Genomic DNA, 24,261 nt, shown 5'->3' with positions numbered 1-24,261 from the left:
GCCTCCCCGGCCCCCGCGGTGGTGGCATCGGGCGGCGCCCGGTCCAGCCTGCCCCACACGGCCCCCCCAACCCCCCCCCCCCCCCCCCCCCCCACAACCCCCCCCCCCGGGGGGGGGGGGCCCCCCCCCCCGGGGGCGCCCCCCGCCACGTCGTCGATTCGCCCATCGAGCCCGGGGTATGAACCAGACGCTCTGACGCCGACGGTCCGGAAGGAACGCGATGCTGCCGGGAACGTCCACCAGCGCGACGGCGCTCGACTCCGCCACCCGCGACCGGACCCGCGTCCTGCTGCTGTTCAGCCTCTCCGGCCGGCTGCGCCCCCGCGACACCGTCCTCGGCGCCCTCGTCGACCGCTACGACTTCGGCCGTTTCGCCTCCCACCTGATGACCAGCCAGGACGTCCTGCCCGTCTCGGTGCTGGACGAACAGGTCGCCCCACGCCGGCTGCGGCTGCCGCACGGCGACCACGGCCTCGGCCTCGCGTCCCTGCGGATCCTCGTCGTCACCACTCCGCGCGGCGACGCCACCCTCGTCGTGGACTGCGCCTTCGCGGGCGAGACCACGGCCGGCGACCTCGCAGCCTGGCTGGCCACCACCTGCTTCGACCGGGAGCGGATCGAACTCGACGACCGACCGCTCCTGCAGGCACTCACCGGGCAGCTCGGCGGCCGGCCGCTCGCCCTCGGCCAGAACGTGCACCAACTGGTCTTCCCCGGCGGCCGGTTACAGCGCGAGCTGCTCAGCGCCGACGAGGCCCGCAAGGCGATCCTGCTGAACGAGATCGTCTACCGCGGCCGGATGCCCTGGAACCCCGCCACGCCCTACGACGCGAGCCTGGCGCCGCACCTCAGGAACCACGGCGTCACCCTGTCCGCCCTCGGCCGGGGCGTCTCCGTGCAGGCCGGCTGGGCCCCGCACGTCGAGAACGGCCTGATGCTCGTCGCGATCGGCATGATCTCCGCCCTGGCCGCGCTCCAGCGCACCCGGCTCGCCGCCTTCGCGACGATGAAGGCCAACGAGCAGGCCCTGACCGACTCGCCCACCGAGATCCGCTCCCTGATCTCCCGCCTCTCCGCCGGCGTCAACGAACTCCAGCTGGACCTCGCTTTCGGCGTCGAGGCCTACGTCGACAGCCTGCTGATCCCCGAGATGGTCATGGAGGCGTTCCAGTCCTCGCTGCGCGACGCGCTCGGCATCCGCGACAGCCTGGAGAACTCGGCCCGCATGGTCGAGCGCCTCACCTCGGTGATCAGCGCCCGCTCCGCCGCCCTGGACGCCGAGCTCGCCGAGCGCGACGACCGCCGGGACCGCACCGTCTCCGGCCTGGTCGCCGCCGCCACGCTGATCGCCCTGCCGCCCACCCTGCTGCTGGCCTTCTTCGGCGTGAACGGCACGAACGTCGACGAGCACCGCTCCATCCTCGACCTGCGCGCCTACGCCCCGGCCTACGCGCTGGCCTGGCTCCCCTTCGTGCTCCTGGTCCTGATCGGCTACGTCCTGCTCAGACGGATCAGCACCCGCTCCGGCTCGCTGCTGCCGGCCTCCGACGACGACGCCGTACCCGTCCCGCCTCCCCGCTCACCCTCCGGGAGCCGACGACCATGACGCCATGCCCCGCCGTCTCCGCCCACCGGGGCGGCTCCGAGCGCGCCGGACCCGCCACCTGGGAGGCGTACGAGGACGCGCTGGAGTCCGGCGCGGAGTACGTCGAGTTCGACATCCGCCGCACGGGGGACGGTGCTCTCGTCGTCTACCACGACCCCCGGGTCGGGCCCGCCGGGCCGCCGCTGTCCGCGCTCACGCACGCCGAGCTGAGCGAGCGGGCCGGCTACGACGTGCCGGTGGTGGACGAGGTGATGGCGCTGATCGCCGGGAGGCTCGTGGCGCACCTGGACCTGAAGGAGGTCGGCTACGAGCGGGAGGTGATCGACCGGGCGGTGGCCCTGCTCGGCGTGGACGGGCTCGTCGTGACGTCGCTGGAGGACTGCTCCGTGGCCGCCGTCGCGCAGGCCTTCCCCGGGGTGCGTACCGCGCTGTCCCTGGGGCGCGACCGCAGGGAGCTGGCCCTGGCCCGGCTGCCCGGGACCCGGCTGAGCGAGCTGTTCCCGGCCCGCCGCATCCGGGCCTGCGGGGCCGACGGGGTCGCCGTGCACCAGCGGCTGGCCAGGACCACCGTGCTGCGCGAGGCGACCCGCCGCGGCCTGTTCACCATGGTGTGGACGGTCAACGACGACACCCTGATGCGGGCCTTCCTCGCCCACCCGCGCGTGGACGTGCTCGTGACCGACCGGCCCCGGCGGGCCGTGGCGCTCCGCGGGCCGGTCACCCCTTCGCGCCATTGACAACAGCGCACTCAAGTTTTGTGCTGGAAAGTGAGAGCGCCCTGGCGGAAGGGGACAGCGATGGGACGTGCGGTCGGGATCGACCTCGGAACCACGAACTCGGTGGTCGCCGTGCTGGAAGGCGGCGAGCCCACCGTCATCGCCAACGCGGAGGGGGCCAGAACCACACCCTCGGTCGTGGCGTTCGCCAAGAACGGCGAGGTGCTGGTCGGGGAGGTGGCCAAGCGGCAGGCCGTGACGAACGTGGACCGCACCGCCCGCTCGGTCAAGCGGTACATGGGTGACGCGCACTGGCGCTTCCCCGACCACGGCGACATCGAGGGCACCCGCTACCGGGCGCAGGAGCTGTCCGCGCGGGTGCTCCAGAAACTGAAGCGGGACGCGGAGTCCTACCTCGGCGAGGACGTCACCGACGCGGTGGTCACCGTCCCGGCGTACTTCGACGACAGCCAGCGGCAGGCCACGAAGGAGGCCGGGGAGATCGCGGGCCTGAAGGTGCTGCGGATCATCAACGAGCCGACGGCCGCCGCCCTCGCCTACGGCCTGGACAAGGAGAACGACCAGACGGTCCTGGTCTTCGACCTCGGCGGCGGCACCTTCGACGTGTCGCTGCTGGAGATGGGCGAGGGCGTCATCGAGGTGAAGGCCACCAACGGCGACACCCACCTCGGCGGCGACGACTGGGACCAGCGGATCGTCGAGTACCTGGTCAAGCGCTTCAAGGGCCAGTACGGCGTCGACCTGGCGGGCGACAAGATGGCCGTGCAGCGGCTGCGCGAGGGCGCCGAGAAGGCCAAGATCGAGCTGTCCAGCTCCACCGAGACGACGATCAACCTGCCCTACATCACGGCCTCGTCCGAGGGGCCGCTGCACCTCGACGAGAAGCTGACCCGGGCCCAGTTCCAGGAGCTCACCGCCGACCTGCTCGACCGCTGCAAGGCGCCCTTCCACCAGGCGGTCAAGGACGCGGGGGTGAAGCTCTCCGCGATCAACCACGTCATCCTCGTCGGCGGTTCCACGCGCATGCCCGCCGTCACCGAACTGGTCAAGGAGCTCACCGGAAAGGAGCCGCACAAGGGCGTCAACCCCGACGAGGTCGTGGCGCTCGGCGCCGCGCTCCAGGCGGGCGTCATCCGTGGCGACGTCAAGGACGTACTGCTGCTCGACGTCACCCCGCTGTCCCTCGGCATCGAGACCAAGGGCGGCATCATGACGAAGCTCATCGAACGCAACACGACGATTCCCACCCGGCGTTCGGAGATCTTCACCACCGCCGCCGACAACCAGCCCTCGGTCGGCATCCAGGTCTACCAGGGCGAACGGGAGATCGCCGCGTACAACAAGAAGCTCGGCGTCTTCGACCTGACGGGCCTGCCGCCGGCACCGCGCGGTGTGCCGCAGATCGAGGTGGCCTTCGACATCGACGCGAACGGCATCATGCACGTGTCCGCCAAGGACCTGGCGACCGGCCGCGAGCAGAAGATGACCGTCACCGGCGGCTCGGCCCTGCCCAAGGACGACATCGACCGCATGATGCGGGAGGCCGAGCAGTACGCGGAGGAGGACCGCAAACGCCGCGAGGCCGCCGAGACCCGCAACCAGGCCGAGCAACTCGTCTACCAGACCGAGAAGTTCCTCCGCGACAACGGCGACAAGATCCCGGCCGACACGAAGACCGAGGTCGAGTCCGCCATCACCGAGGTGAAGGAACAACTGGAGCGGCAGGCGGACACCGCCGCCCTGCGCGCGGGCGTCGAGAAGCTCGCCTCGGTCAGCCAGCAGATGGGCCAGGCGATGTACGCGCAGGCCCAGCAGACACCCACCGAGGAGCCCTCCGGCGCCCCGCGGGACGAGGAGGGCGTCGTCGACGCGGAGATCGTGGACGAGGAGAAGGACCAGGGAGACCACAAGGGCGGGGCGGCCTAGGGGGTGTCCGCGGGCGGCAGCGTCGCGTACACGGCGTCGACGACGGACGCGTAGGGAGTGCCGGAGTCGGCCAGTCCGGAGCGGAGTCGCTCCAGTCCCGCCCGGTGCTCCGTGAGCAGGACGGTGTCGCCGGTACGTGCCGTGAACTCCAGTACCGCGGGCAGGAAGTCGGGCAGCTCCTCACCGGTGAGCTCCAGGCCGTGGGAGCTGTAGAGCTCCTGGAAGCGGTCCGGTGAGAACCCGCGCCAGCGGCTCAGGTACAGGCTGTGGCCGTCCGCGCTCTCGAAGACCTGGAGGTAGTGGGCGGCCAGCTCCCGCGGCTCGGTGACGGCCGCGTGATCGGCGAACTCCCGTAGCTGCGGGGCGGCTTCGCGCAGCAGCGGCAGCCGGGCACGGAACTCGTCGCCGGGATACGTCAGGCACAGCGCGGCCGCCTGGTACAGCAGCTCGAAGCCGGGCATCTGACCTCCTTGGCGTGCGCTCTTCACCCCGCCCCGTGCAGACGACGCTAGGGGCGGGCGGGGGAGCGCACCCGTCGGCGGCGCCCGTACGGGTCACGGCCCGCGCACGAGGGGCCTCGCTCAGTAGGTCTCGCGGTACTCCCGCAGCAGCCGCTCGGTGCGCTGCGTCGAGGCCGCGCCCGCGGTCATGTGGTCGAGGACCTCCAGATGCGCGGAGACCTCCTTGCGGGAGTCGAGGTACAGCGCGCCGGTCAGGTACTCGGTGAAGACCATGTCGGGCAGTTCGGGCTCGGCGAAGCGGAACAGGGAGAACGGCGCGTACGTGCCCGGGTGCGGGCCGTCCTTGAACTCGGCGATCTGGAGCGTGACGCGGTCCCGCTCGGAGTACTCCAGCAGCTTGTCCAGCTGGTCCCGCATCACCCGGCCGTCGACGCTCACCGGCCGCCGCAGCACCGTCTCGTCCATGATCACCCACAGGTGCGGCGGGTTCGGGCGATCCAGCAGCCGCTGCCGCTCCATGCGCAGCGAGACGTGCCGCTCCACGGCCTGAGGCCCGGAGTTCCCGATGGTGCCGGCCTGCAGCACCGCACGCGCGTACCCCTCGGTCTGCAGGAGCCCCGGCACGAAGTGCGGCTCGTAGGACCGGATGATCCGGGCGGCGCCCTCCAGGCTCACGTACAGGCTGAACCACTCGGGCAGCACGTCGTGGAACCGCTGCCACCAGCCCGGCCGGTTCGCTTCCTCGGCGAGCTCGACGAACGCGGTCACCTCGTCCTCGGCGACGCCGTACGCCGTCAGCAGGATCTGCACGTACGGGATCTTGAGCGCGACGTCGGCGGTCTCCATCCGCCGGACCGTCGCGGGGGCGACGCGCAGCACCCGGGCGGCCTCGTCACGACTGAGGCCCGCCGCCTCGCGCAGCTCCTGCAGCCTCTTGCCCAGCACCACCTGGCCCACGGTCGGTGCGGCCCGCCGTTCACTCACGCCACGCCTCCCCAACGTGCCCCAGCCTGTGATCAGTCTGTCACGTTCCGACGGCAGTCTCACAGGGCCGCGGGAGAGAAGATCGCGCGAATCGGAGCTGTCGCCGGGGCATTACCCCGCGGGTAATCGACCGGGCGCGCCCGGGACGGGATCGTGAACGCACCGGGTTCCAGGCCGGCGCACTCCGGCCCGGGACCCGGTACCCGCTGCCGCACCACGACCCGACGGAGAGTGATGCACCATGTCCGCGATCCCGCTCGCCACGCTCGCCCGGACCAGCGCGCCGCAGTCGATGCTGCGCCGCTTCCTCGCCCTGGACGCGGCGGTGACCGGCACCAACGCGCTCGCCTACCTCGCGTTCTCCGGCCCGCTCGGCCGTTTCCTCGGCGTGGACTCCACGCTGCTGCTCGCCCTGGGCGCGTTCCTCACCGCCTACGCGGCGGGCGTGGGCCTGCTGGCCTCCCGCCCGCAGCCGCCGGTGCTCGGCGTGCGGGCCGTCGTGGAGGCCAACCTCGCCTGGACGGCGGTGAGCCTCGTGGCCCTGGCGCTGTGGCTCACGCCGAGCACGGCGGGCGCCGTGTGGACGGTGCTCCAGTCCCTGACCGTGGCCGCGTTCGCCGCCCTCCAGTACACGGCACTGAAGGCCCGTCAGGGCATGAGCGACTGAAGGTACTTGACCGTCGCCGGGTCGGCCGGGAGCAGCGTCTCGATGGCCAGCTCGGCGACGGTCACGTCCATCGGGGTGTTGAACGTGGAGATCGAGGAGATGAACGACAGCGTCCGCCCCTCGTGCTCGATCCGCAGCGGCAGCGCGAAGTACGGCACCGGTTCCGAGGGCTCCTCCGCCGGATCCGCGTCGGGCACCGGATACGCCGCCACCTCCTCGTACAGCGCCCGCAGCGGCTCGGAGCGGTGCAGCGCGATCTGCCGCTCCATCTGCTCCAGCAGGTGCCCGCGCCAGGCGCGCAGGTTGCGGATGCGCGGCGCCAGGCCCCGCGGGTGCAGGGCCAGCCGCATCGCGTTCAGCGGCGGTTCGAGCAGCGACTCGTCCACGCCGTCGACCAGCGCCATGATCCCCCGGTTGGCCGCCACGACGTCGTACAGCGCGTCCACCACCAGCGCCGGATACGGCTCGTAGCCCCCGATCAGCCGTTCGATGCCCTCGCGCAGCGCGCCCAGCGCCGGGTCGTCCAGCGGCGTCTCGGGGTAGCGCGGGGCGTAACCGGCCGCCAGCAGCAGCGCGTTGCGCTCCCGCATGGGGACGTCCAGGTGCTCGGCCAGCCGCAGCACCATCTCCTCGCTGGGACGGGAGCGGCCCGTCTCGATGAAGCTGATGTGCCGGGCCGAGGAGTCCGCGCGCAGCGCCAGCTCCAGCTGGCTGACCCGGCGCTGTTCCCGCCAGGCCCGCAGCAGCGGCCCCACGCCCTGGTCGGTGGTGGACGGATGAGTGGTCATGCCGGGACCGTAGTCGAGAACCGGCCGCGCCGGACAGGCGCACCGCTGTGACCAGGGCCCCCGACGTCCCGCTGTGGCAGGCTGAGAAGGGAGAAGAGGACTCCCGTGTCAGGGAAGGAGCGCTGCCCATGCCCGTCGAACCGCTGTCGCAGAAGGAGGTCGAGGACCGGCTGGCCGAGCTGCCGGGCTGGTCGCTCGACGGGGACCGTCTCACCCGCTCCTACCGGCTCGGCTCGCACTTCGCGGCTACGGCGATGGTCGTGCACATCGCCCAGGTCCAGGAGGAGCTCGACCACCACTCCGACCTCACGCTCGGCTACAACACGGTGTCCCTGTCCGTGCACACGCACAGTGCGGGCGGCGCCGTCACCGAGAAGGACCTCGAGCTCGCCCGCAGGGTGGAGGACCTGGCCCCCGGGCACGGGGCACACTGACCGGGTGCTGGACTACGACAAGGAAGCGGAGCGGTACGACGCCTCGCGCGGCGGTGAGCCCAGGGCGGCCGCCGCCGCGAACGCGGTGCTGAGCCTCGTGCCGCCGGACACGCGCAGCCTGCTCGACGTCGCCTGCGGCACCGGCATCGTGACCCGCCGGCTCGGGGCCGGACGCGACGGCATGCGGGTGACCGGCGTGGACCTCGCCCCGGCGATGGCCCGGCAGGCCGCCGCCCGGCTGCCCGGTGCCGTGGTGCTCGCCGACAGCCGCCGGCTGCCCTTCCGGGACGGCGAGTTCGACGCCGTGTCCAGCGTCTGGCTGCTGCACCTGGCCGCCGGGCCCGCCGACGTCCGGACCATCGTCGGCGAGTGTGCCCGGGTGCTGCGGCCCGGCGGCGTCTGGATCAGCACGGTCGACAAGGCCGCCTCCCACAACGTGGGCAGTGACATCGATGTCGTCCTGTCCTCCCGCCCGCCCAGCCCGGTCCGGGACGCGGCGGCGGACGTCGAGGCCTACGCCGCCGCGCACGGCCTGGTCCCGGCCGGGCAGGCCCGCTTCCGCGGCCACGGTCAGGGCCGCAGCCCGCGCCGCACGGTCGCCGACCTGCGCAGAGGCTGGTTCGTCACCCTGCCGCCCGGCCACCCGCTCGCCGACGGCTTCGCCTCCCGTCTGGCGGAACTCCCCGACCAGGACAGACCCCGCCCCGACCCGTACTTCACGCTCCGGGCGTTCCGGAAGCCGTGAGGGGCCTCAGGCCCGGGTGAACTCCATGACCCAGTTGGTCAGCCAGGTCGCACCGCCGTCCACGGAGAACGCCTGCTCCCAGCGGGCGGTGGCCGCCGAGACCCCCGACCAGACGAACCGCACGCGCACGTCCTTGCCGTCGTAGGTGTCGTCGCCGTGGAACGCGCCCGTCTCGCCCTCGAAGCGGCCGAAGACCGGCGGGAACAGGGTGCCGCTGCGGCTGGACGCCCAGTTCAGCGACCACTCCTCGCGGACCGGGTCGAACAGCCGCAGCGTCAGCCCCTTCGCGCCCAGGTGCGGCATGTCCATCTCGTCGATGTTGGCTGCCCCGTCGAACAGCGGCCGGCACTCGCTCCGGCCAGGGAACTCCTCCCAGTCGCTGCCGGGGTCGAGGAAGTCGGTGCGGCGGTGGTGCAGGACGTTCCAGGTGCCGTGGAAGAAGTCGAAGTCGTGCGGGCTGCTCATGAGCGGTCTCCAGTGGTTCCTTCGGACATGCGGTCGGCCAGATAGGCGTCGAGGTCGGGGACGTCCGGGGCGAGCATGTGCCGCACCCAGGCGTCGCGTTCGTGCAGGATCGGCGGCAGCTCCCAGACGCAGCCGATCCACGGCATGCCGGGCCTGACGAAGTGGGTGGGGTCGCGGTCCGGGCAGCCGAGGACCGGCTGGCCCGCCGCCGCGCCGCCGAAGTGCAGCACGTTGTCCCACACCCAGCTGTACGCGTTGAGATAGGCGCCGTCGTCACCGCCCCGGTGCAGCACGACGAACGTCGCCGACGGGGTCCCGTCCGGCTCCGGCAGCAGCTCGGGGAGGAGCGCGTACGCCGCCTTCTCCACCTCGGGCGCGATGCCCTCAGGGTCGGCGGTGACGTGGTAGCGCTTGATCCACCGGCCCGCCACCTCGATCGGCGGCGGCACGGTCAGCAGTTTCTCCGTGAAAGGCATGGCGGGACGTTAGGGCCGCTTCCCTGACATCCTGTGTCAGTGAAGTCCAGCCGACTCGTCTCGATCCTCCTGCTGCTCCAGACCCGCGGCCGGATGACCGCCGCGCAGCTCGCCGAGGAGCTGGAGGTCTCGGTCCGTACCGTCTACCGGGACGTGGAGGCCCTCGGGGCGGCCGGGGTTCCCCTGTACGGCGACGCGGGCCACGCCGGCGGCTACCGCCTGCTCGACGGCTACCGCACACGTCTGACGGGACTCACCGCCGACGAGGCGGAGGCCCTCTTCCTCGCGGGCGCCCCCGGCCCCGCCGCCCAGCTCGGTCTCGGCTCCGTGCTCGCCGCCGCCCAGCTCAAGGTGCGCGCCGCCCTGCCGGTGGAGCTGCGCGCGCACGCCGACCGGATCAGCGGCCGCTTCCACCTGGACGCCCCCGGCTGGTACGCGGACGCCGACGACGCCCCTCACCTCCCGGCCGTCGCGGACGCCGTCTGGAGCAGCCGTGTGCTGCACGTCCTGTACCGCCGCTGGCGCGAGCCCACCGACGTGGAGCGCCGTCTGGAGCCCTACGGGCTGGTGCTGAAGGCGGGCCGCTGGTACGTCGTCGCCGGGCCCGGACCTCGTACCTACCGGGTCGACCAGATCCTCGAACTCACCACCGGCGACGAGGAGTTCACCCGGCCCGCGGGCTTCGACCTGGCCGCGTACTGGGCCGCGTACCAGCGAGGCTTCCATGACCGGCTGCACCGCGGGGAGGCGGTCGTGCGACTTGCCCCGGGGACGACGCTCACGGGCCCGGCGGGGGAGGCCGTACGGCGCGACGGACGTACCGACGACGACGGCTGGACACGCGCCACGGTCCCCATCGAGTCCGTCGACCACGCCCACGCCGAGTTCCTGCGCCTGGGCACGGCCATCGAGGTGCTGGCTCCGGACGAACTGCGGTCGAGGATCGCCCGGACCGTGGCCGAACTGGCGGAGCGGTACGGCAACTCCCGTGCCCCCGGCGGCGACTGAGAGGCGGAACCCGCCCGTCCTTTCAGGAGGTCCGTCCCGTGAAGCACCCGCACAGGCACCGCAGACGCCGTCTGCTCCTGCCCGTCGCCGCAGCCACGGCGGCGCTCGTCGGCGCAGGCCTGACCACGTTCGCCACCGACGACACCGCAGCGGCCGCCACCGCCCGGCAGGTCGAGAAGCTGGACCGGGGCGTGGTCAGCGTCCACACCGGCAGCGGCAACCTGGTCAGCTGGCGCTGGCTGGGCACCGACCCGAACGACGCGTCGTTCAACGTGTACCGGGCCGGTACGAAGGTCAACGCGACCCCGATCACCGGCTCCACGAACTACTTCCACTCCGGCGCCCCCTCGCACGCCGACTACACGGTCCGCGCGATCGTGAACGGCGTGGAGCAGGGCGACTCGGTGCACGCGATCCAGTTCCGTACCGGCTACAAGGACGTCCCGATCTCCCCGCCCGCGGGCGGCACGGCCCCGGGCAACTCGGCGTACACCTACGAGGCCAACGACGCCAGCCTCGGTGACCTGGACGGTGACGGTGCCCTGGACATCGTCCTGAAGTGGCAGCCGACCAACGCCAAGGACAACTCCCAGTCCGGCTACACCGGCAACACGATCGTCGACGGCATCAAGCTGGACGGTACCCGGTTGTGGCGTATCGACCTGGGGCGCAACATCCGCTCCGGGGCGCACTACACGCAGTTCCAGGTGTACGACTACGACGGTGACGGCAAGGCCGAGGTCGCCATGAAGACGGCCGACGGCACCAGGGACGGCACCGGCGCGGTCATCGGCAGTTCCTCGGCCGACCACCGCAACTCCAGCGGCTATGTGCTCTCCGGCCCGGAGTTCCTGACGATGTTCAACGGGCAGACGGGCAAGGCGATGCAGAGCGTCGACTACGTCCCGGGCCGCGGGAACGTCTCCTCCTGGGGCGACAACTACGGCAACCGCGTCGACCGCTTCCTGGCGGGCACGGCGTACCTGGACGGCGCCCGCCCGTCGCTGATCATGGCGCGCGGCTACTACACCCGGACCGTGATCGCCGCCTGGGACTGGCGGAACGGCTCCTTCACCCGCCGTTGGACGTTCGACACCAACTCCTCGACCAACAGTGGCAAGGGCTACGACGGTCAGGGCAATCACAGCCTCTCCGTCGCGGACGTCGACGCCGACGGCAAGGACGAGATCGTCTACGGTGCGATGACGGTCGACGACAACGGCAACGGCCTGTGGACGACCAGGCTGGGCCACGGCGACGCCGGCCACGTCGGGGACCTCAACCCCTCCCGCGCGGGCCTGGAGTACTTCAAGGTCTCCGAGAACTCCGGCTCACCCGGCTCCTGGATGGCCGACGCCCGCACCGGCCAGATCCTGTGGCGGACGGCCTCCGGCTCGGACAACGGCCGCGGTGTCGCCGCCGACGTCTACGCCGGCAGCCCGGGCGCCGAGGCCTGGTCCGCCGCCGACACGACCCTGCGCTCGGCCACCGGCGCCTCGCTCGGCCGGGAGCCGTCCAGCATGAACTTCCTGTCCTGGTGGGACGGCGACCCGGTCCGCGAACTCCTCGACGGCACCCACATCGACAAGTACGGAACCTCGGGCGACACCCGCCTGCTGACCGGATCCGGCGTCTCCTCCAACAACGGCACGAAGTCCACGCCCGTCCTGTCCGGTGACATCCTCGGCGACTGGCGCGAGGAGGTCGTCTGGCGCACCAGCGGCAACACCGCGCTGCGCATCTACTCGACCCCGCACGAGACCAGCACGAAGATCACGACCCTGCTCCACGACACGCAGTACCGCACGGCCCTGGCCTGGCAGAACACGGCCTACAACCAGCCCCCGCACCCGAGCTTCTTCATCGGCAACGCCATGCCGACGGCTCCCAGGCCGACGGTCTACACCCCCTGAGAAAGCCGAGGGCGTATGCCGCCTGAGGCATACGCCCTCGCCAGCACGGTCAGGCCACCGTGCAGCTCTGGTCACCCAGCTTGAACGCCGTCGGTTTCGCGTTCGTCCCCGACGAGTTGGCCGTGAAGCCGAAGCTCACGGACGAGCCCGCCGCCACGTTGCCGTTCCAGCCGACGTTCTTCGCCGTCACCGCCGAACCCGACTGCGCGGCCTCGGCGTTCCACGCCTGGGTCAGCTTCTGCCCGTCGGCGAAGGACCAGCCGAGCGACCAGCCGCTCCAGGCGCTGGTGCCGGTGTTCGTGAGCTGCACGTCCGCCTGGAAGCCGCCCGACCACTGGCTCGTGACCTTGTACGTCACCTTGCAGGCACCGGTCGGCTCGGGGCCGGGTCCGGGGCCCGTGGTGCCGCCGTCGGAGCTGTCGCCGTAGATGACGCCACGGCCGTTCGTCGCCACGTACACCCTGCCGTACACCCTCGGGTCACCGGTGATGGCCGCGCCCGTCCAGCCCCACTGGTGGGCGTCGTCGTTGATGCGGGTCCAGCTCGCGCCCTTGTCCGTGGAGCGGAAGACGCCACGCACGCCGCCGATCTTCGCGCTGGTGTAGAGCGTCTGGTAGGAGGCGCCGGGGGCCGCCTTGCCGAAGCCGATGGTGTCGGCCTGCTCGACGTTCGGCAGCTTCGTGAAGCTCGTGCCGCCGTCCGTCGAGTGCCACAGGCCGTACGCCCCGTCGCTCGCGCCGCCCGCCAGCCACACGTCGCCCTTGCCGCCGGGCAGCGCCTTGAAGCGGACACTGTCACCGCCGGGCAGGCCCGTCGCAGGGGACTCCTTGAACGTCGCCCCGCCGTCCGTACTGACGTAGAACTTGCCCGACTTGAAGCCGTAGAAGGTCTTCGGGTCGACGCGGTCCGACTCGACGATCGCCCCGGAGGGGATTCCGCCGGACGGCTGCCACGACGTACCGAAGCCCGTCGCGTGGTGCACGCCGGCGCCCTCGGGGCTCCACACGAACCGGCTGCCGTCGGCCGCCGCCGCGACCGTGCCGCCGCCGCTCACGCCCGAGGGGTCGGTCCCCGCGAACCAGTTGGCGCCGTTGTCCGTCGAGAACGAGATGTGCGGACCGGAGTCGAGGTTGCCGACCCGGACGACCGTGTTCGGGTTCGACTCGGCGAAGTCCAGGCTCGTGGTCGTCGTGAAGTTCGGCTGGGTGAACATCATCGACGGGACCTTCGTCAGATCCGTGTGGCGGAAGCCGCCGATGTCACCCAGCGCGCTCAGCAGCGGCGCGCCCGACGGCGGTGACGCCAGGTCGTTGACCGCTGTCTCCTCCAGCCCCTGCACCATCGGCTTGATGGCGAACTTGCTTCCGCTGTCCCAGTTGGTGAGGTTCTCGGTGCCGTAGATCGTCGCGCCCGTCCCGTACATCATGCGGTTCGAGTTGAACGGGTCGATCTCCAGGGCCTCCGTCATCCATCCCAGCTTCGGCGTCTGCTCGGGCGGCTGCGGGTTGGCGCCCCAGGTCAGCCACGGCGAGGACGAGACGTCCATCGTGTAGCGGTTCTCGCGGTTCGGGTACGACGTGTAGTCCCAGGCCTTGGTCCAGGTCGCGCCGCTGTCCGTGGACCGGAAGATCTGCGTGTCCGGCCACCAGGCGCTGTACGCGGTCGCCATCACCGTGCCCGGCTTCTGCCGGTCCACGGTCAGCCCGCTGAAGCCGTAGAAGGTGTCGGCCTCCGCCACCGGGCTGATGTCCTTCCAGGTCCCGCTCCCGGTCGCGTACCGCCACAGCTGTCCCTTGCCGCCGTCGTACGGGCCGCCCTTGTCGCTGTAGGCGAGGTAGAGGTGGCCGTTCTTCGCGTCCAGGACGCCCTTGTGGGCGAGGTAGCCGGTGGGCTGCCCGGCAAGCCGCTGCCAGGTCGCGCCCGCGTCCGTCGAGCGGTACACCGCGTTGTCCTTGTCGGCGACCCCCACGTAGATCGTCTTCGTGGCGCTGCCCGAGGTGCCCGTGGACTCGTCGAAGGTGACCCAGACGATGCCCTGGTTGTCGGAGGCGTAGCCGCTCGTGTCACTCGGGTCCTGCGCGTAGTTCCCGACGTTGGGGAAGTTCGTCACCTGCGACCAGGTCACGCCCGAGTCCGTCGACCGCCACAGCCCCTTGCCGCTCGGCGCGCCCAGGTACAGCACGTTGTTGCGGTTCGGGTCGACGGCCAGCCGCTCGCCCATGCCCCGCCCCGGCATGTTGCCGCCCAGCTTGAACGGCAGATTCGCCTTCTGCCAGCTCGCCCCCCGGTTGGAGGAGCGCATGACCGCACCGTTCTTCGGATCCCAGCTGTTGGTGTACGTACCGACCGCCGCGTACACCTTGTCGGGGTCGACGGAGTCGGAGGCGATGCTGACGACCCCCGTGTGCCCCCAGTCGTCCCAGCCGACGGAGTCCAGCAGCGGCGTCCAGGTCTTCGAGGCCTCCTGCCACCGGTAGGCACCGCCGATGTCGGTCCGGGCGTAGGCGAGGTTCTTCTCGGACCGGTTGAAGACGATGCCGGGGACGAAGCCGCCGCCGTCGATGCGGGCGTTCTTCCAGGTGTAGGTGTCGGCGGCGATCTTCGTAGACGGCGGATCGGCGGCCAGGGCGGCGGGAGCGCCCGACAACAGCCCGGCCGCCAGCGCGAGCACGGCCGTGAGAGCACGGGTTCTTCGCACGGTGGGGTTCCTTCCGTGAGGGGGGAACGTGCGAGGGCCGGGCGGCCCCAGTGCGTGTGGAGCCGCCCGGCCGTGGCCCTGCGTCAGGTGCAGGGCCATGTACGCAGAGCTTCGGACGCTGCTTCGGGGGCGCGGGGAACTGCGCGACCAGCCACGACGGACCGGCAGCCGAAGTCCCCGCGCCACCCGCGGAGCGCCCGGCGGGGGCTATTCGAGAAGCTCCGCGTACGAGCCCATGGCCAGGGCGATGTCCGCCTGGGCCCAGAACCGGTGGTACGTGAACGACGGCACCGCACCGCCCGCGAGATAACTCTCGATCTTCGACCAGGCGGGGTCGTCCTCGTAGAAGGACCGGATCGAGTCGAACGTCGACGACGAGTTGATCGCGTCACCGTTCGGCATCGTGCCCGTCCAGCCACTCGGGATGGACACCGGGTCGTCGAACCGGTTGTAGTCCGCGCGGTTCTCCGGGACGGCGACCCCGATGTCGTCCTGGTGGTTCGCCCACATACCGTCCAGCAGCTTCTTCGCCGCCGCCGCGGCCTCCGTGTCACCTGAGCGGTCGGCGTAGTACGTCAGGGTCTTGGCGTACGCGGCCGCCACACCGACGTCGTTGGTGTAGTCGGCGACGGTGACGTGCAGTCCGCTGTTGGAGCCGGGGCTGGAGGCGTTCCAGGTGTCGGGCTGGCCCGACCACTGGAGCGTCGACGGGACACGGAACGTGCCGTCCGGGTTGAACGTGGTCTCGGACAGCGCCCAGTCGACCCACTTGTCGAGGACCGTCTTGGCCTGCGCGTTCCCCGTCTGCTGGTACAGCTCGGCGACCCGCTCCATGGACCACGCCTGGAAGCCGAACCACTGGTTGGACGGCGGGTCGTGGTACACGGGCTTCTCGTCGTAGTACATGCCGTAGAACGTCGACTTCCCGGCGGGCGGGGTCGCGTACCGGCCCGCCCAGCTGTTGGTCGCGCCGCCGGCGATGGCGCCCTCGTCCGACTGGAGCCAGCGGTAGAACTCCAGCTGCCGGTCCATGGACTTGGCCCAGTCCGCCGCGCCCGTCGACGACTTGGGCTTCAGCGGGGCGTAGTTGCCCAGCGCGTAGGCGGCCAGCGGGTTCTGGTAGCCGCCGTGGGCGTGGCTGGAGCCGATGCGCCAGGACCAGCCGGCCGAGGTGTCGGTGGCACCGCCCCAGGCGTAGTACCAGGACATCAGGTACATCGAGGCGTCCTTGCCGGTGCCCGCCGGGCAGGTGGAGGGTCCGACGCAGTTGCCGATCTTCTTGAAGTACTTGTCGAACATGGAGTAGCGCAGGTAGTCGCCCATCTTGGCCGCCTTGGCGACGGTCCCGGAGACCTGCCCGCCCTTGCCCTGGTCCTTGGCCCACAGGTCCGCCCAGTAGGCGGCCTGCACGGCGCGCGCGTCGGCGTCCGGCGCGTTGGTGAACTTCCACTGCTTGGCATAGGAGGCGTCACCGGTGAACAGGTCCAGATAGCCGTTCTTGCCGCCGTACTTGAAGGCGTCGCAGGTCGGCTGCGGCACCGTCTCCCAGACCGACTCCTGCGAGCCGCGCTGGAAGGTGTTGATGTACGACGGGCCGGTGTCCGACGGCCCCGCCTCGCACTTGCCGGGCGAGTTGCCGTAGCCGTAGACGTTGTCGACGTCCTGGAGCCAGTGCATGCCGTAGACGTCGTCCGTGCCGTACGCGCTCTTCAGCTCGGCCGCGATCGGGTCCCGGCCCACCGAGACGCCGGCGTCGAGCTTGGCCGGGTACTCGCCCGGTGTGTCCAGCTCGGGCGCGTAGGTCGCCGGCTTGGAGGCGTTGTAGAAGGAGTTGGTCGGCTGGTCGGCCTTGGTGGGGATCATGTACTTCTCCATGAGCTCCCACGCGCCGTTGAACTTGGACCAGTCACCGGTCACCTTGCCGTACATGGCCTGGAGCCACAGGAGGTAGCTGTACGCCTCCGAGGTGGTCTCGTGGCCGTGGTCCGGCGCCTCGACGATCAGCGTCTCGACCGAGTGGTAGGGAATGCCCTCGGGGGAGAAGTAGCCGTTCGCCGGGTTGGTGATCTTCCCGTAGAGCTCGAGGAAGCGGGCGTCGTACGCCTTGCTCGCCGCGAGCTGGGTGACGGTGACCGAGGCCTTGGCGTGACCCGCTGCCGTCGACTCGAACACGGCCGAGCCGGTGCCGGAGCCGGCCGCGGTGACGGTCACCTTCTGCGCGGTGTTCCAGTTCTGCGGGGTGAAGGTGAGCGAGGCGCCGCCGGTGACCGACAGGCCCGAGTTGCCGCTCGCCCTGGCCGACGTCACCGTCACGTTGGACGCCGGCTGCTTGGACAGCTTCACCTCGTACGTGCCCGACTTGCCGGACTGCACGCCCAGTTGGAGGGGCGAGGCGACGACGGTGGGGCCGGCGGCGACCGTGATGCCGACCGGGGTGGAGTCGGCGGAGGCGCCCATGCTGTCGTAGGCCTTCGCCACCAAGGAATGACTGCCCACGGTCAAATCTGAGACGGACAGCGCGTAGGGCGCGCTGGTGTCCGTGCCCAGCAGCTTGGTGTCGTCGTAGAACTCCATCTTGCTGATCGTGGCGTTGTCCGCGGCGGCCGCGGTGGCGGCCAGCGGGACCGCCTCGCCCTGGGTGTAGACGGCGCCGGCGGCCGGGCTGGTCAGCACGGCGATCGGCGGCTGGTGGGCACCGGTGCAGGGGGTGCCGTTGACCGCGAAGGACGTGGGCGCGGTGTTGCTGCCGCTGTAGCTGAACTGGGCGCCGGTGGAGACGGCGGCGCCCGCGGCGACCCGCGCGTTGTGGGCGGCGTTCTTGACGGTGATGTTCTGGCCGGACTGGGACCAGGTGCCGTTCCAGCCGTTGCCCAGCTTCTGGTTGCCGGAGTAGGCGTAGGTCAGCGTCCAGCCGTCGATGGCGTCCGTGCCGCGGTTGGTGAGGGTCAGGTCCGCGGTGAAGCCGGAGCCCCAGTCGTTCGTCTTGTAATCGACACTGCACTGAAGTGCGGCCGCCTGCGCGGTGGTCGACCCTGAGGAGAGCATCGTCAACGGAAGCGCGAGAGCTGCGAGCGCGGCGGTCCACAGACGCCGCACCGCTCTCCGCCTCCGGGGTGGGGGATGCATGGTGCTGGTTCCTCCTTGCGGCTCGGAGAAGTCAAGGCTTGAACCAGTGGGAGCGCTCCCATAGTGAGGATGGGTCAGGTACCGGTCAAGGTCTTTGAAGAGTCGAAAAGATTCGACGCCGCGTGTTGAGCGAAAGTCAGTGACTCCCCTGTTCTTTGCCGACACTTGGCGCTACCTTCCTTGACACCAGTGGGAGCGGTTCCATCAGTCGACGCGTCCGTCACGACGGGCCCGACCTGCACGGAGTCGCTCATGCGACACCCCTCGCGTTCAGTACTTATAGCCGCCGCTCTCGCGGTCGTCCCCGGCTGCGCGAGTGCCGGTGCCGGGTTCCTCATGTCCTTGTCGGAGCGCGCCCTGAACGGCTGACACCCCCACCACCGAAAGGGAAACCCGCACTCATGAGCCGTACGAGAACAGCGTTACTGGCCGCCATGGCCCTGGTCGCCGGAGCGACCGGCACGGCGTTCGCCGTCGACCCGGACGGCATCGGCACCACCGCCGTCCCCTGCACCGTCGACTACAAGGTGCAGAACCAGTGGAACACCGGCTTCACCGCCGCCGTGACCATCACCAACAACAGTGCCGCGAAGTCGTCCTGGTCGCTGAAGTGGTCGTACGCCGGCAACCAGAAGGTCACCAGCGGCTGGAACGCCAAGATCAGCCAGAGCGGTGCCGACGTCACCGTGGCCAACGAGAGCTACAACGCCCAGCTCGCGACGGGCGGTTCGGTCAGCTTCGGCTTCCAGGGCTCCTACAGCGGCAGCAACGCGATCCCGGCCACCTTCACCCTCGACGGTGTGACCTGCAACGTCGACAGCGGCGGTCCCGGCGGCCCCACGGATCCGCCGGACCCGGGCGGCCCCGCCAACCGGGTCAACAACCCCTACGACGGCGCCAAGGTGTACGTGAACCCCGAGTGGTCCGCGAACGCCGCCGCCGAGCCGGGCGGCAGCCGCATCGCCAACCAGCCGACCGGTGTCTGGCTGGACCGGATCGCCGCGATCAACGGCGCCGGCGGCAAGATGGGCCTGCGCGCCCACCTCGACGAGGCGCTGCGCCAGAAGGGCTCCGGCGAGCTCGTCGTCCAGCTCGTGATCTACAACCTGCCCGGCCGTGACTGCGCCGCCCTCGCCTCCAACGGCGAGCTGAAGCCCGACGAGATCGGCCGCTACAAGACGGAGTACATCGACCCGATCAAGGCGATCCTCGCCGATTCGAAGTACTCCTCGCTGCGAATCGTCACGACCGTCGAGATCGACTCGCTGCCGAACCTCGTCACCAACACCGGCAGCCGCCCGACGGCCACCCCGCAGTGCGACGTGATGAAGGCCAACGGCAACTACATCAAGGGCGTCGGCTACGCGCTGAACAAGCTCGGCGACGTGCCGAACGTCTACAACTACGTCGACGCCGGCCACCACGGCTGGATCGGCTGGGACGACAACTTCGCTCCCTCCGCGACCCTGTTCAAGGAAGCGGCGACCGCCGAGGGCGCGACTGTCAACGACGTCCACGGCTTCATCACCAACACGGCGAACTACAGCGCCCTGAAGGAGGACCACTTCTCCATCAACGACAACGTGGCCGGCAAGTCCGTCCGCGAGTCGAATTGGGTCGACTGGAACCGCTACGTCGACGAGCTGTCCTTCGCCCAGGCCTTCCGCAACCAGCTGGTCTCGGTCGGCTTCAACTCCGGCATCGGCATGCTGATCGACACCTCCCGCAACGGCTGGGGCGGCGCCGCCCGGCCCACCGGCCCCGGCGCCCAGACCTCCGTCGACACCTACGTCGACGGCGGCCGCTACGACCGCCGCATCAACCCCGGCAACTGGTGCAACCAGTCCGGAGCCGGCCTCGGCGAGCGCCCGAAGGCCAGCCCGGCCGCCGGGATCGACGCCTACGTGTGGATGAAGCCGCCGGGCGAGTCCGACGGGGCGAGCAAGGAGATCCCGAACCCCGAGGGCAAGGGCTTCGACCGGATGTGCGACCCGACGTACGAGGGCAACCCGCGCAACGGCAACAACCCGTCCGGTGCCCTGCCGGACGCGCCGATTTCCGGGCACTGGTTCTCCGCCCAGTTCCGGCAGCTGATGCAGAACGCGTACCCGCCGCTGTCCTGACCCGCTGACACCCCGTCCCCACGGATCCGCCGGGGCTCCGGCCCCGGCGGATCATTCTCTTGCGGGAACGGCAAGAGCGGTGGCCTTCCCCGGTGCGTCGGCTCAGGCTGGCGGCATCCGAGGGAGAGGCTGACCACCATGGCGCACGACCACGACCACGACCACCACCAAGACCACGAGCACAACCAGGAGCACGGGCAGGGCCATGGCCACCATCACGGCTCCACGGACATCGACTGGGCCGAGATGGGCCCGAAGCTGGAGTCACAGGCGGAGCTGTTCGCGTCCCTGTACGAGCGGGCCATGGCCTGGCTGGCGCAGGAGGTGACCGAGCCGGGCCTGATCGTCGACGCGGGCAGCGGGCCGGGCGTCGTGTCGTGTCTGTTCGCCGAGACGTTCCCGGGCGCGCGGATCGTCGCGGTGGACGGTTCGGAGCCCCTGCTGGAGCGGGCACGGGCACGGGCCGAGCGGCTGGGGGTCGCCGACCGCTTCGACACGATCGCCGGTGAACTCCCGGACGTGCTCGACCAGTTGGACTACCCCGCCGACCTGCTCTGGGCGAGCCGCAGCCTGCACCACCTGGGCGACCAGCGGGCCGCGCTCACCGCCTTCGCCGCGCGGCTGGCGCCCGGCGGCACGCTCGCCCTGATGGAGGGTGGTCTGCCCCCGCGGTACCTGCCGCGCGACATCGGCATCGGCCGGCCCGGGCTCCAGGCGCGGATCGACGCGGTGGAAGCGGAGTGGTTCACGCGGATGCGGGCGGAGTTGCCGGGGCATGTCGCGGAGGCGGAGGACTGGCCGGGGCTGCTGGCCGCCGCGGGACTGAAGCATGCCAGGACGCATACGTTCCTGCTCGACCTGCCCGCGCCCGCCTCGGAGCGGGCCCGGGCGTATGTCGTGGCGTCTCTGTCACACGTGCGCGAGAGGCTCGAGGGCGGGCTCGACTCGGAGGATCTCGCGACTCTTGATCGGCTGCTTGACCCCGACGACGAGGCGAGTCTGCACCGGCGGGCGGATGTGTTTGTTCTGGAGGCGCATACGGTGCACACGGCCGTGCGCGCGGCTGCCGGTTGATACGGGGTGCTCGGCGTTGGTGCTGGGAGCGGGTGGGTGCGCAGCCCGGCGTAGCGGGGTGCCGCTGCGCCCACCCGTGCCGCCCCAGCGGCACGACTGCCCGCAGCTGGGCCAGCTGCGGGCAGTCGGATTCCTCAGGCGCCGTCGAACGTTGCCGGGTCCGGGCCCAGGCGGCGGTCCTCGTTGAGGGCGCTGATGGCCGCCAGGTCCTCCGTGTCCAGGCTGAAGTCGAAGACCTCGATGTTCTCCTTGATCCGTGCCGGCGTCACGGACTTGGGGATGACCACGTTGCCCAGCTGGATGTGCCAGCGCAGGACGACCTGGGCCGGAGTGCGGTTGTGCTTCCGGGCGATGGCCACGATCGCCGGGACCTCCAGCAGGCCCTTGCCCTGGCCGAGCGGCGACCAGGCCTCCGTGGCGATGCCCTGCTCCGCGTGGTACTCACGGGCCTCGCTCTGCTGGAGGTGCGGGTGCAGCTCGATCTGGTTCACGGCCGGGATGACCGACGTCTCGCCGATCAGCCGCTCCAGGTGCTCGGGAAGGAAGTTGGAGACACCGATGGCCCGGATCCGGCCGTCGGCGTGCAGCTTCTCGAACGCCTTGTACGTGTCGACGTAGGTGCCCCGGGCCGGCAGCGGCCAGTGGATCAGGTACAGGTCGACGAAGTCCAGGCCGAGCTTGTCCAGCGACGTGTCGAAGGCGCGCAGCGTCGAGTCGTACCCCTGGTCGGCGTTCCAGAGCTTCGTGGTGACGAACAGCTCCTCGCGGGGGAGACCGGACGCGGCGATGGCCTTGCCGGTGCCCTTCTCGTTGCCGTAGATCGCCGCTGTGTCGATGCTGCGGTACCCGGCCTCCAGCGCCGTCGCGACGGCCGACTCGGCCTCGTCGTCCGGCACCTGCCAGACGCCGAAGCCCAGCTGGGGCATCTCGACGCCGTTGTTCAGGATGATCGGGGGGACCTTGCTCACGAGCTCTCGATCCTTCGGTTTGTGGTCGGTGTACCTCCCATCGTCAACGATCACGAGCCGTGATGCATTCCTGACGGGAGAATTCCGGCGTGAGATTCACCTGTTACCTGGAGAATCACGCCCGGTACAGTGCCTCGACCTCGTTCTCGTACGCCTTTTCGATCGCCTTCCGCTTCAGCTTCAGGGACGGGGTCAGCAGCCCGTGCTCCTCGGTGAACGGCTGGGCCAGGATGCGGAAGGTGCGGATGGACTCGGCCTGCGAGACAAGGGTGTTGGCCGCGACCACCGCGCGCCGCACCTCCGCCTCCAGATCCGCGTCGCGCACCAGCTCCGCCGCGGACATCCGCGGCTTGCCCCGCATCGTCAGCCAGTGCTCCACGGCCTCCTGGTCGAGGGTCACGAGGGCGGCGATGTACGGGCGGTCGTTGCCGACGACGATGCACTGGTTGACCAGTGGATGGTCACGGACGCGTTCCTCCAGCACACCGGGAGAAACACTCTTGCCGCCCGATGTGACCAGGATCTCCTTCTTGCGGCCGGTGATGGTGAGGTAGCCGTCCTCGTCGAGTGCGCCGAGGTCGCCGGTGGCCAGCCAGCCGTCGTGCAGGGTCTGGTCGGTCGCCTTGGGATTGTTGAGGTACCCCTGGAAGACGTTCTGGCCGTGCAGCCAGATCTCGCCGTCGTCCGCGATGTGCACGGTCATACCGGGGATGGGCTGCCCGACCGTGCCGAAGCGCGTGCGGCCGGGCGGGTTGGCGGTCGCGGCGGCCGTGGACTCGGTCAGGCCGTAGCCCTCGTAGATGTGCACGCCCGCCCCGGCGAAGAACAGGCCGAGCCGCCGGTCCATCGCCGAACCGCCCGACATGGCGTGCTTGATGCGGCCGCCCATCGCGGCGCGGATCTTGGCGTAGACGAGCTTGTCGAACAACTGGTGCTGCATGCGCAGGCCGGCGGACGGGCCGGGGCCGATGCCCCAGGCCTTCGCCTCCATCGCGTCCGCGTACTTGATGGCGATGTCGACGGCCTTCTCGAACGGGCCGGAACGCCCCTCCTTCTCGGCCTTGCGGCGGGCCGCGTTGAACACCTTCTCGAAGATGTACGGCACGGCCAGGAAGAACGTCGGTTTGAACGCGGCCAGGTCCGGCAGCAGGGCCGCCGCGTTCAGCTGCGGCTGATGGCCGAACTTCACCTTGCCCCGGATCCCGGCGACCTGGACCATCCGCCCGAAGACGTGGGCGAGCGGCAGGAACAGCAGGGTGGCGGCCTCGTCGCCGCGCTTGGAGTGGAACACCGGCTCCCAGCGCTCGATGACCGTGTCCGCCTCGTACATGAAGTTGCCGTGCGTGATGACACAGCCCTTGGGGCGGCCGGTGGTGCCCGAGGTGTAGATGATCGTGGCGACCGAGTCGGGGGTGACGGCCTGCCGGTGGCGGTGCACCACCTCGTCGTCGAGGTGCGCGCCGGCGTCGTACAGCTCGTGCACGGCGCCGGAGTCGAGCTGCCACAGGCGGCGCAGCTGGGGGAGCCGGTCGATGACGGTGGCGATCGTCATCGCGTGGTCCTCGTGCTCCACGACCGCGGCCGTCACCTCGGCGTCGTACAGCATCCAGAAGCACTGCTCGGCCGAGGACGTCGGGTAGACCGGCACCACCTGGGCGCCGATCGTCCACAGCGCGTAGTCGAACAGCGTCCACTCGTAGCGCGTACGGGACATGATCGCGACGCGGTCGCCGAACCGGATTCCGCTCGCCAGCAGGCCCTTGGCCAGGGCGAGCACCTCGTCACGGAACTCGGCGCTGGTGACGTCGCGCCACTGCCCGGACTCGTCCTTGCGGCCCAGCGCGATGCGCAGCGGGTCATCCTGGGCATACTCGAAGACCACGTCGGCCAGACCGCCCACCGGAGGTGCCAACGCCAACGGAGGGTTGGTGAACTCGCGCAAACCCCGCTCCCCGCTCCTCAGCGCTTTTGTTGAGTGACGCTCCGCACAGCGCCGTGAAAGCTACCCCAACCGGGCAGGGGGCGGGAGGGGTGGCGAAGGCGAGCAGCACTCTTGTCCGCG

Annotated in this window: 19 protein-coding genes; 10 read left to right on the top strand and 9 right to left on the bottom strand. The window is 70.6% G+C overall.

Annotation, left to right across the window (positions count from 1 at the left end):
• Nucleotides 1-220 precede the first annotated feature (220 nt).
• Genes ACZ3I3_RS39320 through dnaK form a run of 3 tightly spaced genes read left to right on the top strand, consistent with a single transcriptional unit; the run spans nucleotide 221 to nucleotide 4,269 of the window.
• The gene (locus ACZ3I3_RS39320) at nucleotides 221-1,606 is read left to right on the top strand and encodes a hypothetical protein (protein WP_467372585.1); all 1,386 of its coding nucleotides are present in this window, start codon (nucleotides 221-223) and stop codon (nucleotides 1,604-1,606) included.
• A complete protein-coding gene (locus tag ACZ3I3_RS39315; protein WP_467372584.1) occupies nucleotides 1,603-2,343 on the top strand; it encodes a glycerophosphodiester phosphodiesterase family protein in 741 nt (246 codons plus the stop codon). Before ACZ3I3_RS39320 ends, ACZ3I3_RS39315 begins: the two co-directional genes overlap by 4 nt.
• A 60-nt stretch (nucleotides 2,344-2,403) precedes the next feature.
• Nucleotides 2,404-4,269, top strand: a complete 1,866-nt coding sequence (gene dnaK, locus ACZ3I3_RS39310) for a molecular chaperone DnaK (RefSeq protein ID WP_467372583.1) — start codon at nucleotides 2,404-2,406, stop codon at nucleotides 4,267-4,269.
• Here dnaK and ACZ3I3_RS39305 read toward each other — a convergent pair.
• Both ACZ3I3_RS39305 and ACZ3I3_RS39300 read right to left on the bottom strand, forming a co-directional pair.
• Nucleotides 4,266-4,730, bottom strand: a complete 465-nt coding sequence (locus ACZ3I3_RS39305; RefSeq protein WP_467372582.1) for a nitrate reductase molybdenum cofactor assembly chaperone — start codon at nucleotides 4,728-4,730, stop codon at nucleotides 4,266-4,268. The two genes, dnaK and ACZ3I3_RS39305, sit on opposite strands and share 4 nt — an antisense overlap.
• A gap of 120 nt (nucleotides 4,731-4,850) precedes the next feature.
• Complete coding sequence (locus ACZ3I3_RS39300; protein ID WP_467372581.1) at nucleotides 4,851-5,714, bottom strand: helix-turn-helix domain-containing protein; 864 nt, start codon at nucleotides 5,712-5,714, stop codon at nucleotides 4,851-4,853.
• A 241-nt stretch (nucleotides 5,715-5,955) separates the two neighbouring features.
• Here ACZ3I3_RS39300 and ACZ3I3_RS39295 point away from each other — a divergent pair, with 241 nt between their 5' ends.
• Nucleotides 5,956-6,381, top strand: a complete 426-nt coding sequence (locus tag ACZ3I3_RS39295) for a hypothetical protein (protein WP_467372580.1) — start codon at nucleotides 5,956-5,958, stop codon at nucleotides 6,379-6,381.
• Here the strand turns inward: ACZ3I3_RS39295 and ACZ3I3_RS39290 are convergent.
• On the bottom strand, nucleotides 6,363-7,169 hold the full coding sequence (locus ACZ3I3_RS39290; RefSeq protein ID WP_467372579.1) for a helix-turn-helix domain-containing protein: 807 nt from the start codon (nucleotides 7,167-7,169) through the stop codon (nucleotides 6,363-6,365). The genes ACZ3I3_RS39295 and ACZ3I3_RS39290 overlap by 19 nt on opposite strands.
• A 128-nt stretch (nucleotides 7,170-7,297) precedes the next feature.
• Here ACZ3I3_RS39290 and ACZ3I3_RS39285 point away from each other — a divergent pair, with 128 nt between their 5' ends.
• Together ACZ3I3_RS39285 and ACZ3I3_RS39280 are read left to right on the top strand one after the other, a co-directional pair.
• Entirely contained in the window at nucleotides 7,298-7,603 is a 306-nt protein-coding gene (locus tag ACZ3I3_RS39285; RefSeq protein ID WP_010045986.1) for a 4a-hydroxytetrahydrobiopterin dehydratase, read from the top strand.
• Nucleotides 7,604-7,607: 4 nt separating this feature from the next.
• Nucleotides 7,608-8,348, top strand: coding sequence for a class I SAM-dependent methyltransferase (locus ACZ3I3_RS39280; protein ID WP_467372578.1), 741 nt, complete (start codon nucleotides 7,608-7,610; stop codon nucleotides 8,346-8,348).
• A gap of 6 nt (nucleotides 8,349-8,354) precedes the next feature.
• Here ACZ3I3_RS39280 and ACZ3I3_RS39275 read toward each other — a convergent pair whose 3' ends face one another.
• Both ACZ3I3_RS39275 and ACZ3I3_RS39270 read right to left on the bottom strand, forming a co-directional pair.
• Nucleotides 8,355-8,813 carry a hypothetical protein gene (locus tag ACZ3I3_RS39275; RefSeq protein WP_467372577.1) on the bottom strand — a complete coding sequence of 153 codons (459 nt, stop codon included), beginning with the start codon at nucleotides 8,811-8,813 and terminating at the stop codon, nucleotides 8,355-8,357.
• Nucleotides 8,810-9,289: a hypothetical protein gene (locus tag ACZ3I3_RS39270; protein WP_467372576.1), complete on the bottom strand. Its 480-nt coding sequence runs from the start codon at nucleotides 9,287-9,289 to the stop codon at nucleotides 8,810-8,812. Before ACZ3I3_RS39270 ends, ACZ3I3_RS39275 begins: the two co-directional genes overlap by 4 nt.
• 39 nt (nucleotides 9,290-9,328) lie before the next feature.
• Between ACZ3I3_RS39270 and ACZ3I3_RS39265 the strand changes: the two genes are divergently transcribed.
• A complete protein-coding gene (locus ACZ3I3_RS39265; RefSeq protein WP_467372575.1) occupies nucleotides 9,329-10,297 on the top strand; it encodes a helix-turn-helix transcriptional regulator in 969 nt (322 codons plus the stop codon).
• A gap of 38 nt (nucleotides 10,298-10,335) precedes the next feature.
• Nucleotides 10,336-12,210 (top strand): rhamnogalacturonan lyase, encoded by a 1,875-nt coding sequence (locus ACZ3I3_RS39260; RefSeq protein ID WP_467372574.1) that lies wholly within the window; start codon nucleotides 10,336-10,338, stop codon nucleotides 12,208-12,210.
• 49 nt (nucleotides 12,211-12,259) lie between these two features.
• Here the strand turns inward: ACZ3I3_RS39260 and ACZ3I3_RS39255 are convergent, their stop codons facing one another.
• Nucleotides 12,260-14,908 (bottom strand): cellulose binding domain-containing protein, encoded by a 2,649-nt coding sequence (locus ACZ3I3_RS39255; RefSeq protein ID WP_467372573.1) that lies wholly within the window; start codon nucleotides 14,906-14,908, stop codon nucleotides 12,260-12,262.
• Nucleotides 14,909-15,115: 207 nt separating this feature from the next.
• Nucleotides 15,116-18,034, bottom strand: a complete 2,919-nt coding sequence (locus ACZ3I3_RS39250) for a glycoside hydrolase family 48 protein (RefSeq protein ID WP_467372571.1) — start codon at nucleotides 18,032-18,034, stop codon at nucleotides 15,116-15,118.
• 401 nt (nucleotides 18,035-18,435) lie between these two features.
• Here ACZ3I3_RS39250 and ACZ3I3_RS39245 point away from each other — a divergent pair, with 401 nt between their 5' ends.
• Entirely contained in the window at nucleotides 18,436-20,157 is a 1,722-nt protein-coding gene (locus ACZ3I3_RS39245; protein ID WP_467372570.1) for a glycoside hydrolase family 6 protein, read from the top strand.
• Nucleotides 20,158-20,295: 138 nt separating this feature from the next.
• Nucleotides 20,296-21,231 (top strand): class I SAM-dependent methyltransferase, encoded by a 936-nt coding sequence (locus ACZ3I3_RS39240; RefSeq protein ID WP_467372568.1) that lies wholly within the window; start codon nucleotides 20,296-20,298, stop codon nucleotides 21,229-21,231.
• A gap of 134 nt (nucleotides 21,232-21,365) precedes the next feature.
• Here the strand turns inward: ACZ3I3_RS39240 and ACZ3I3_RS39235 are convergent, their stop codons facing one another.
• Nucleotides 21,366-22,157, bottom strand: a complete 792-nt coding sequence (locus tag ACZ3I3_RS39235; protein WP_399406566.1) for an aldo/keto reductase — start codon at nucleotides 22,155-22,157, stop codon at nucleotides 21,366-21,368.
• A 157-nt stretch (nucleotides 22,158-22,314) separates the two neighbouring features.
• Nucleotides 22,315-24,141, bottom strand: coding sequence for an AMP-dependent synthetase/ligase (locus tag ACZ3I3_RS39230; protein WP_467372566.1), 1,827 nt, complete (start codon nucleotides 24,139-24,141; stop codon nucleotides 22,315-22,317).
• Nucleotides 24,142-24,261 lie beyond the last annotated feature (120 nt).

Source organism: Streptomyces sp. NPDC016851 (assembly GCF_055562795.1).
The sequence above is the reverse complement of the archived record's forward strand: the minus strand, read 5'-3'. Positions and strand labels throughout refer to the sequence as shown.

What these genes read in the sequence shown, in the direction of transcription:
- ACZ3I3_RS39305 (WP_467372582.1), bottom strand. Translation starts at nt 4,730, where the DNA reads ATGCCCGGCTTCGAGCTGCTGTACCAGGCGGCCGCGCTGTGCCTGACG.
- ACZ3I3_RS39320 (WP_467372585.1), top strand. Translation starts at nt 221, where the DNA reads ATGCTGCCGGGAACGTCCACCAGCGCGACGGCGCTCGACTCCGCCACC.
- ACZ3I3_RS39240 (WP_467372568.1), top strand. Translation starts at nt 20,296, where the DNA reads ATGGCGCACGACCACGACCACGACCACCACCAAGACCACGAGCACAAC.
- ACZ3I3_RS39290 (WP_467372579.1), bottom strand. Translation starts at nt 7,169, where the DNA reads ATGACCACTCATCCGTCCACCACCGACCAGGGCGTGGGGCCGCTGCTG.
- ACZ3I3_RS39295 (WP_467372580.1), top strand. Translation starts at nt 5,956, where the DNA reads ATGTCCGCGATCCCGCTCGCCACGCTCGCCCGGACCAGCGCGCCGCAG.
- ACZ3I3_RS39235 (WP_399406566.1), bottom strand. Translation starts at nt 22,157, where the DNA reads ATGCCCCAGCTGGGCTTCGGCGTCTGGCAGGTGCCGGACGACGAGGCC.
- ACZ3I3_RS39245 (WP_467372570.1), top strand. Translation starts at nt 18,436, where the DNA reads ATGAGCCGTACGAGAACAGCGTTACTGGCCGCCATGGCCCTGGTCGCC.
- ACZ3I3_RS39270 (WP_467372576.1), bottom strand. Translation starts at nt 9,289, where the DNA reads ATGCCTTTCACGGAGAAACTGCTGACCGTGCCGCCGCCGATCGAGGTG.
- dnaK (WP_467372583.1), top strand. Translation starts at nt 2,404, where the DNA reads ATGGGACGTGCGGTCGGGATCGACCTCGGAACCACGAACTCGGTGGTC.
- ACZ3I3_RS39315 (WP_467372584.1), top strand. Translation starts at nt 1,603, where the DNA reads ATGACGCCATGCCCCGCCGTCTCCGCCCACCGGGGCGGCTCCGAGCGC.
- ACZ3I3_RS39275 (WP_467372577.1), bottom strand. Translation starts at nt 8,813, where the DNA reads ATGAGCAGCCCGCACGACTTCGACTTCTTCCACGGCACCTGGAACGTC.
- ACZ3I3_RS39285 (WP_010045986.1), top strand. Translation starts at nt 7,298, where the DNA reads ATGCCCGTCGAACCGCTGTCGCAGAAGGAGGTCGAGGACCGGCTGGCC.
- ACZ3I3_RS39250 (WP_467372571.1), bottom strand. Translation starts at nt 18,034, where the DNA reads ATGCATCCCCCACCCCGGAGGCGGAGAGCGGTGCGGCGTCTGTGGACC.